Source organism: Pseudonocardia sp. KRD291, assembly GCF_019263595.1.
Taxonomy (GTDB): Bacteria; Actinomycetota; Actinomycetes; order Mycobacteriales; family Pseudonocardiaceae; genus Pseudonocardia.
This window is the reverse complement of record NZ_JADQDD010000298.1, coordinates 1-7,315: the sequence shown is the minus strand read 5'-3', so window position 1 is coordinate 7,315 and position 7,315 is coordinate 1. Positions and strand designations below refer to the sequence as shown.

6 protein-coding genes are annotated in these 7,315 nt (G+C 73.4%); 2 read left to right on the top strand and 4 right to left on the bottom strand.

From position 1 onward, the window contains the following. On the bottom strand, positions 1–213 hold a 213-nt coding region (locus I4I78_RS27655; RefSeq protein ID WP_218614434.1), incomplete at its 3' end, for a hypothetical protein. Between I4I78_RS27655 and I4I78_RS27650 the strand changes: the two genes are divergently transcribed. After that, positions 212–1,180 (top strand): hypothetical protein, encoded by a 969-nt coding sequence (locus I4I78_RS27650; protein WP_218614433.1) that lies wholly within the window; start codon positions 212–214, stop codon positions 1,178–1,180. The genes I4I78_RS27655 and I4I78_RS27650 overlap by 2 nt on opposite strands. 249 nt (positions 1,181–1,429) lie before the next feature. Here I4I78_RS27650 and I4I78_RS27645 read toward each other — a convergent pair whose 3' ends face one another. From I4I78_RS27645 to uvrB, 3 genes are all read right to left on the bottom strand, one after another. Further along, on the bottom strand, positions 1,430–2,683 hold the full coding sequence (locus I4I78_RS27645) for a GAF domain-containing protein (RefSeq protein ID WP_308252398.1): 1,254 nt from the start codon (positions 2,681–2,683) through the stop codon (positions 1,430–1,432). Between the two features lie 150 nt (positions 2,684–2,833). After that, positions 2,834–4,105 carry a glycosyltransferase 87 family protein gene (locus I4I78_RS27640; protein WP_218614432.1) on the bottom strand — a complete coding sequence of 424 codons (1,272 nt, stop codon included), beginning with the start codon at positions 4,103–4,105 and terminating at the stop codon, positions 2,834–2,836. Between the two features lie 119 nt (positions 4,106–4,224). Beyond that, entirely contained in the window at positions 4,225–6,357 is a 2,133-nt protein-coding gene (gene uvrB, locus I4I78_RS27635; RefSeq protein ID WP_226380551.1) for an excinuclease ABC subunit UvrB, read from the bottom strand. 218 nt (positions 6,358–6,575) lie between these two features. Between uvrB and I4I78_RS27630 the strand changes: the two genes are divergently transcribed. Continuing rightward, the gene (locus I4I78_RS27630; RefSeq protein ID WP_308252397.1) at positions 6,576–7,109 is read left to right on the top strand and encodes a DUF402 domain-containing protein; all 534 of its coding nucleotides are present in this window, start codon (positions 6,576–6,578) and stop codon (positions 7,107–7,109) included. Positions 7,110–7,315 lie beyond the last annotated feature (206 nt).

Below are 7,315 nucleotides of genomic sequence, written 5' to 3'. Positions count from 1 at the left end.
CACACCCGCACCGTCGGAGGCGGGTCCCGGGCCGGGCCCGCGCGGGCGGACCGTGCGCGAGCCCGGTGCCACGAGCGTGACTGCCGTCGCGTCCGAGGTGACGAGTGCACCGGTCGTGCGCCCGACCGGAGTTGTGCACAACGTGGTCCGGCCGTCCACAGCGGCGAAACCGGCGGCGTCACCGGAGCTCCGACCGGCCAGAGTCGACCGCATGGGCCCACGATCGCTCGCACCCGCTCCAGACCGCTGCCGCGTGCTGTGCCGGGCGAACGTCGTCCGGGTCGCGGAGCTGGAGAGGCTCGGGCTGCCGCGCAGCCTCATCTCCCGGCGTTGCCGCCCAGGCGGGCCCTGGCGCTCGCTCGCGCCCGGCATCGTCGTCCTGCACAACGGCCCGATCACCCGCGACGACCGTCGCGCGGCCGCACTGTTGCTGGCCGGTGACGGCGCGGCGATCACCGGACTCGACGCCCTGAGGATCCACGGGATCCGGCAGTGCCCCGAACCGTCCGGGCCCGTGCACGTGCTGGTCCCCTCGGGGCGGCAGCGGACCTCGCACGGGCTCGCGCTGATCGAGCGGACCGAACGCCTCCCCGCACCGGAGTCCGGGTGCCGCCACCCCGTCGCCCCGGTCACCCGTGCGGCGATGGACTTCGTCCGGCGCAGCACCGACCGTGACGTCGTCCGCGCCGTGCTCGCCGAGGTGGTGCAGCGGGAGCGGGCCACGGTGCCCGAGCTGGTGGCGGAGCTGGCCGCCGGGTCGGGCCGCGGTAGCGCCCTGCCCCGGGCCGTTCTGGAGGAGGTCGCGGCCGGCGTCCGCTCGGTTGCCGAGGCGAAGGCCCGCGAGCTGCTCCTGAGCAGCCCGCTGTTGCGCCGCGCGATCTGGAACCCCCGGCTCGACGATGCCGCAGGCCGCTTCGTCGCGATGCCCGACGCCTGGCTCGACGACGTCGGCATGGCCTGGGAGATCGACTCCTACGAGTGGCACCTGAGCCCCGCCGACCACGACGCGACCCTGGACCGCCACTCGGCCATGTCGGCCCACGGCATCCTCGTGGTGCACACGCAGCCGAGGAGGATCCGGACCGCCCCGGCCCAGGTCCTGGACGAGCTCGAGCGGACCTACCGGCACTGCACCCGACGCCCCCGACCCGAGGTCCACATCCGGGCCGAGCGACAGTGACGCTCGTAGCGTCGCACGCTACGGCCGTCACGGTCGTCGACCCGGTTCCGGGCGTCGCGCGCCAGGCGAGGGCGATTCCCCGCCCGATCCCGCGGCCGGCTCCGGTGACGACGGCAGTACTCATGCGCGCTCCTTGGTTCCCGGCGGTCCCCCGGCCGGCGCCGGAGATCCCGCGCGTCGGGTGAGTCCACCCCGGCGGCCGCGGGGCGGCGAGGGTTGCAGGCCGGTTGCAGCCGGGGCGGGCCGGTCTCAGCCGGTGCGCAGGGCGCGCATCCCGGGGGCGGTGGAGTCCCGCACGACACGGCTGGTGGCCATGTCCGGCATCGAGACCTCGACGTCCGGGGCGATCCGGTAGGGCCGGGCCAGCAGCAGTCCGCCGAGCGTGCGCCGCAGCCGCGACATCTCGGCGCGCACGGTGACCAGATGCGCCCGGTCGCCGTAGAGCGCCGCGCTCAGCGACGCAGCGTCCAACCCGGTCGTGCCGGCCCTGGCGAGCAGCGCCAGCACCTCGGCGTGCCGGGTGGACAGCGGGTGCACCCACCGGTTGCTGCCCTGCACCACGGCGCGGGGCGGGCGGGCGTCGAGCTCCAGGACCAGCTGCATCCGGTGCTCGCCGGTCCCGGCCGGACGCAGCAGCCAGCCACCCGGCACCGCCTCCGGCAGACACACCCCGACACCGTGCACCGCCAGTGGACGCTCCGCGGTGGGGACACCGACCCGTTCGATGCCGGGCATGCCGCTCACGGCGGCGACCCAGCCGTGGTCGTCGACGACGAGGCCGGGCCCGTTCACCGCGGCCAGCATCGGTGCCCCGACCGTGCGCAGCGCGTCGAGCTTGCCCTCGTGCCGCCGCCAGAGGCCGGCCTCGGCCAGCCGGACGGCGGTGTCGACGAGTGCGACGGTGGTCGGGTGGATCGTCTCGGCCGGGCCGCTGACGTCGACGGCGCCGAGCATCTCGCCACTGCGCGGGTCGTGCACCGGGGCGGCCGTGCAGGTCCAGACGTGGTGGCTGCGCACGAAGTGCTCGGCGGAGAAGATCTGCACCGGGCCGTCCTCGGCCAGCGCGGTGCCGATCGCGTTCGTGCCGACCGCGTTCTCCGACCAGTCGGCGCCCTCGGTGAAGCCCAGCCGGTCGGCGCGGCGGCGGACCGAGGTGGCCCCCTCGCGCCAGAGCAGGACACCGTCGGCGTCGGTCACCACCATGACGTGCCGGGCGTCCTCGGCGACCGAGGTCAGCGCGGCCCGCAGCTCCGGCAGCACCATGGCCAGCGGCGACCGGGTGCGGCGCCGCTCGACCTCGTCGGCGCCGACCGGGCCCGGCGGGTCCCCCAGGTCGGGGTTCACCCCTTGGGCACGCACCCGGGTCCACGAGCGGGCGACCAGCCCGCGGGGGTCGGCCGGGGGCCGGTCGCCGGCGAGCAGGGCGTCGTGCACCTGCGCGAGCATGCGGGCGTGCCGGCCGAGGTCCGTACCCGGCCGGATCGCACAGACGCCGTTGTCCACCAGCACCTCCCCGCTCCGGTTGGGCCCGGTCCAGATTAGGCCCGGCCTGTGGGCCGCGCCATAGATCGCGGGCACCGGATCCCGCGCCGTGGCGCCCCGGCCGCACCGGGGCCCTCAGGCACCGGCGGCCCGGCAGGAATCCGGGGCCGGTCAGCCGCCGTGGGCCACCGTGGCCGTACCGTCGCGGCCCGGCACCGCCGAGCGCCAGCCGATCGCCCCCGGACCGCGCCGGAAGTACCACCAGCCCAGGGCCACCGACACCGTCGCGACGATCACGTAGCTCGCGCCGAGCACCTGCTCGAACACGCTCCAGCGCATCGTCATGCCCCAGACGTTGGGCATCCAGCGGAACGGGGCCACGTAGAACACCGCCGCTGTCACGACCCCCAGCGCAGCCCACGCCCAGGACCGGTACCGCACCGCGTGCGCGCCGACCGCGACCAGCGCGGGCACCACCCACACCCAGTGGTGCGACCAGGAGGTGGGCGACGCCATCAGGATGACCGCGGCCGTCGCGGCGAGCGCGGTGGCCGGCTCCGCCCGCCGGATCACCGGGTAGGCCAGGACCAGGATCAGGACGACCCCGGCCAGCCAGAGCAGGGTGAACGGGAGCCCGGTCAGGTCCTGGCGCGCCAGGATCGCCTGGATCGTCTCGTTGGAGAAGAACGTCGAGCCGCTGACGCCGGCGGCCGGGCCGCCGAACCAGTAGCGCGCCGACGCGTCCGGGTCCACGGCGAACCCGATCCCGGTCGCGACGACGCCGGTCACCGCCGCCACGACCGTCGACCGCAGATCCCGTCGGACCAGGAAGAACAGCACGAACCCGGCCGGCGTCAGTTTCACCGCGGCCGCCAGGCCGATCATCAGCCCGCGCGGCCAGCGGGTCCGCGGGGCCAGGCAGTCGACGAGCACCATCGCCATCAGGACGAGGTTGACCTGCCCGAACGCGAACGTCTGGGCGACCGGCTCGATGATCAGCGCGGCCGTCAGGGCGAGCATCGACACCGACAGCGCACCGTTGCGGCCGCCGGCCGGCCAGGCGACCCGCACGGTCAGGTAGATCGAGCCGGCCAGCGCGAGCAGCGACAGCACGAACAGAAGGACCAGTGCGGCCGTGTACGGGATCACCGCCAGCGGGACCATCACGATCGCGGCGAAGACCGGGTAGATGTAGGGCAGCACCGGGCCCTGCATGGGCGGGCGCAGCGTGCCGTACATGTCGCCGCCGGCCAGCCACGTCTGCACGCCGATCCGGTAGATGTCGAGGTCGAGCTGGTACCCGTGCAGCCGGACGAACGACCACACCAGCGCCGCGACCAGCAGCGGCACCGCGACGTAGGCGACGCCGCGGGAACCGGTCAGCAGCGCGCGCAGCCGGGCGACGACCACGTCCGCGTCGGACGTGGTGCGGATGACGGTCACGCGGTTCCTCCGGTGATGCTGGCCAGGGGGCGACGAGCGCCCACGGTATCCGGGTCGCCGACGCCACGGTCCGCGACCCTCGCCCGCGGCCCGGCCACGTCACCCCGGCACGTCACCGGCTACTTCACCCCGGCAGCGTCCATTCCGCGCAACTCCTTCTTCAGGTCGGCGATCTCGTCGCGCAGCCGGCCCGCGAGCTCGAACTGCAGGTCCCGCGCCGCGGCCAGCATCTGGTCGCTCATCTGCTGGATCAGGTCGGCCAGCTCGGCGCGCGGCATGCCCGTGGTGTCCCGGCCCGCGGAGACACCGGAGCTGGCCCGCCCGGCCTCTCCCGCGGCGCGCTTGCCACGGGAGGCGTTGCGGCCGGACCCGCCGACCGGGACGGCCTCCTCGGTGTCCTCGGCCTCGCGGTACACCTGGTCGAGGATGTCCGCGATCTTCTTGCGCAGCGGCTGCGGGTCGAGCCCGCGCTCGGTGTTGTAGGCGACCTGCTTGGCCCGGCGCCGGTCGGTCTCGTCGATCGCGTACCGCATCGAATCGGTGATCTTGTCCGCGTACATGTGCACCTGGCCGGACACGTTGCGCGCCGCACGCCCGATCGTCTGGATCAGGGAGGTGCCCGAGCGCAGGAAGCCCTCCTTGTCCGCGTCCAGGATCGCCACCAGCGACACCTCGGGCAGGTCCAGTCCCTCGCGCAGCAGGTTGATCCCGACCAGCACGTCGTACTCGCCCGAACGCAGCTGGCGCAGCAGCTCGACCCGGCGCAGCGTGTCCACCTCCGAGTGCAGGTAGCGCACCCGGATGCCCAGCTCGAGCAGGTAGTCGGTGAGGTCCTCGGCCATCTTCTTGGTCAGCGTCGTGACCAGGACCCGCTCGTCGCGCTCGCTGCGGGAGCGGATCTCGTGCACGAGGTCGTCGATCTGGCCCTTGGTCGGCTTGACCACGACCTCCGGGTCCACGAGCCCGGTCGGCCGGATCACCTGCTCGACGAACTCGCCGCCGGTCCGCTGCATCTCGTAGGGCCCCGGGGTGGCCGAGAGGTACACCGTCTGGCCGATCCGGTCGGCGAACTCCTCCCAGGTCAGCGGCCGGTTGTCGGTCGCGGAGGGCAGGCGGAACCCGTACTCGACCAGGTTGCGCTTGCGGGACATGTCGCCCTCGTACATGCCGCCGATCTGCGGCACCGTCACGTGCGACTCGTCGATGACCATCAGGAAGTCGTCCGGGAAGTAGTCGATCAACGTCGCGGGCGCGGTGCCGGCGCCGCGGCCGTCGATGTGGCGCGAGTAGTTCTCGATGCCCGAGCAGAACCCGACCTGGCGGATCATCTCCAGGTCGTACTGGGTGCGCATGCGCAGCCGCTGGGCCTCCAGGAGCTTGCCCTGGTTGTCCAGCTCGGCCAGCCGGGTCTCCAGCTCGGCCTCGATGTCGCGCACCGCGCGCTCCATCCGGTCCGGGCCGGCGACGTAGTGCGTGGCCGGGAAGATCCGCAGCGCCTCGACCTGGTTGATCGTCTCGCCGGTGAGCGGGTGCAGGTAGTAGAGCGACTCGATCTCGTCGCCGAAGAACTCGATCCGGATCGCGAGCTCTTCGTAGGCCGGGATGATCTCCACGGTGTCCCCGCGGACCCGGAACGTGCCGCGGGCGAACGCCACGTCGTTGCGCGTGTACTGCACGTCGACCAGCGCGCGCAGCAGCGCGTCGCGCTCCACCTCCTGCCCGACGGCGAGCTCCACCGACCGGTCGAGGTAGGACTGAGGCGTACCGAGGCCGTAGATGCACGACACCGACGCGACGACGACGACGTCGCGGCGCGAGAGCAGATTCATCGTCGCCGAGTGGCGCAGCCGCTCGACGTCGTCGTTCACCGACGAGTCCTTCTCGATGTAGGTGTCGGTCTGGGCGATGTAGGCCTCGGGCTGGTAGTAGTCATAGTACGAGACGAAGTACTCGACGGCGTTGTTCGGCAGCATCTCGCGGAGCTCGTTGGCCAGCTGCGCGGCGAGGGTCTTGTTCGGGGCCATCACCAGCGTCGGACGCTGCTGCTGCTCGATCAGCCAGGCGGTCGTCGCCGACTTGCCGGTGCCGGTGGCACCCATCAGGACGATGTCCTCCTCGCCCTCGCGCAGCCTGCGGTCCAGGTCGGCGATGGCGGTCGGCTGGTCACCGGCCGGCACGTGCTCGCTGACCACCTCGAACCGCTTGCCGGTGCGCTCGATGTCGCCGACCGGGCGGTGCACCGAGTGCGCCAGCGGGGTGCCGGTCGGCGTCTCACCCGCGTCCGGGTGCGCGTGCGGCTCCTGACGGATCTGCTGGCCCTGCCCGCTCACGTCTGCATGCCCACGCACGTTTGCAGCGCTGCCGGGGACCTCTGTCGCGAATGCCACGGAACCCAGGGTACGAGCACCCACCGACAGTTTCCGCGCGCGGACCGCTCCCCGGGCCCGGATCCGATGGAAGGATCACCGCGGTGCACCCCCCGAAGATCCAGACCTTCGACCCGGAGGCCGGGACCAACACCGACTCCAAGGGCAACCCGCGCGCGGTCGACACCTACCGGGAGCACGACTGGGGTCTCTACCTCAGCCGGCCGATCGTCGGCCGCCCGAACGCCTGGTGGATGGAGACCTGGGTGTTCCCGGAGCTGGGCGTCTGCCTCAGCGACTGGCGGTGGAACCCCGGGTACGAGCGGGACCAGGACTTCTACGTCGACATCGCCGAGATCGTCCGGGAGGGCACCGACGGCCGGGTGCTGCGGATGACCGACCTGTACCTGGACCTGGTCGTGCGCACCGGGCGGGAGGCGGAGCTGCTCGACGTCGACGAGTACGTGGCCGCGGTCGCCGAGGGGCTGCTGGGGCCGCGGCTCGCCGAGTACGCGCTGGACCGGTCGCACGCCGTGCTCGACGCGCTGGCCCGCCACACCTACGACGTCGAGGCGTGGCTGGCCGGCCAGGGGATCCTGCTCGGCCCGCGGGCCGAGCCGGTGCGCGACGGCTCCTGAGCCGCCGCAGCGGCCTCGGACCGCGCCGGTGGTCCCGGTGGTCCCGGCCCCGACCGCTCAGGTGGAGCGGTTCGAGGACGAGTGCGACGACGAGCTCGACGAGGACGACGGCGTCGACGTCGGTGCGGCCGAGCTCGTCGTGGTCGACGGGGGCGGCGTCGTCGGGGTCGGGTCGTCCGGGTCGCCCTCCCCGCCGCCGGGCGGCG